This is a genomic window from Pontibacter sp. HJ8 (genome assembly GCF_054824225.1).
The window spans coordinates 1-1,210 of sequence record NZ_JSYF01000655.1 but is presented as its reverse complement, the minus strand read 5'-3'; the positions used below and the strand labels follow the sequence as shown (position 1 = coordinate 1,210).

The window sequence follows — 1,210 nt, the reverse complement described above, 5'->3', positions numbered from 1 at the left end:
TTTATGGAGGCCGCGCTGGCAGAAGCCCAGAAAGGCCAGGCAGAAGGCGGTATACCGATCGGTTCGGTTCTTGTACATCAGGGCAGGATCATAGGCAGAGGACACAACAAGCGGGTGCAGGAGGGAAGCGTGATCCTGCACGGCGAAATGAGCGCCCTGGAAAATGCAGGCCGGCAACCGGCATCCGTGTACAGGGAGTGCACCATCTATACAACCTTGTCTCCTTGCGCGATGTGTTCCGGCACCATCCTGTTGTATGGGATTCCGCGGGTGGTGATCGGCGAAAACAAAACGTTTATGGGAGAAGAAGAACTGCTGAGAAGCAGGGGAGTAGAAGTGACCGTTGTGGATAGCCCGGAATGTTATGCGCTGATGCAGGCGTTTATAGAGCAGAAACCTGCGTTATGGAATGAGGATATTGGGGAGTAAATGCGTTAGGTCCACTTGAGTTGTTGAGCGTGCGTAAGGTGGTTTTCTAACGCAGTACCCCTTCTTTGTAGGCCCAGCTCACCAGTTGGTAGGTATGCCCGAACTGCTTTTTGCGCAGCATATTCCGCAGATGTTTTTCGACACTCGCCTCCGAAATACTCAGTTCGCTGGCAATGTTCTGGTGAGAACATCCTTCCGACAGCAAAGCCAGTATCTCGCATTCCCGCTCGCTCAGCAGCCTCACATTTCTTTCCATGAGAAGAACTTGATAATAAGTTTAATGAGTCTCATAACCTTACACAACTAGGTATATATTATAAAAATAATAGCTTAACTGATCGGATTCAATACCCATTTCTAGGTATTTTTTTCCTAAACGCGTGTCCTTCAGACAGAACCGACCCTGCTGCTTCCTCCCGGTTCGGGTATGGCTGGTTGTACAGATAAGCTGATAGTGCAGGTATAGAACAACAGAATGCAAATTTTAGCGTTATACTTATTAATATGATTAAATTGCTATAAAATTGACCTTATAAAAGGAATGGTCCGGTGAAGTACATCAGTGTTGAAAAAGGAAACAATATCATACTCACCAAGTGGTTGTGTGCGGTGACGAGCTCGGAATACAGGTTTGCCGTGAGGTATGTTTTGAAAGCCATCAGGAAGGCTAAAGTGGATTTCTGGCTGATAGACGCTACCCGCATGAGTACGCCTGCACTGCAAGACCAGAAGTGGACAATCGATTGGACAAGTGCTGCCCTGAATGGGTCTTCCCTGAAAA

The 1,210-nt window shown here is 47.8% G+C and carries 3 protein-coding genes; 2 read left to right on the top strand and 1 reads right to left on the bottom strand.

Going from position 1 to position 1,210, the window contains the following annotated elements:
- A partial coding sequence (locus OB13_RS20645) for a nucleoside deaminase (protein WP_461492073.1) occupies positions 1 to 429 on the top strand: 429 nt, incomplete at its 5' end.
- Between the two features lie 46 nt (positions 430 to 475).
- Here the strand turns inward: OB13_RS20645 and OB13_RS20640 are convergent.
- Positions 476 to 685 (bottom strand): response regulator transcription factor, encoded by a 210-nt coding sequence (locus OB13_RS20640; protein ID WP_461492072.1) that lies wholly within the window; start codon positions 683 to 685, stop codon positions 476 to 478.
- Positions 686 to 978: 293 nt separating this feature from the next.
- Between OB13_RS20640 and OB13_RS20635 the strand changes: the two genes are divergently transcribed.
- On the top strand, positions 979 to 1,210 hold a 232-nt coding region (locus OB13_RS20635; protein ID WP_461492071.1), incomplete at its 3' end, for a hypothetical protein.

Bases quoted from the DNA above. Each gene is read 5' to 3' on its own strand.
- OB13_RS20640 (WP_461492072.1), bottom strand. From the start codon at position 685: ATGGAAAGAAATGTGAGGCTGCTGAGCGAGCGGGAATGCGAGATACTG.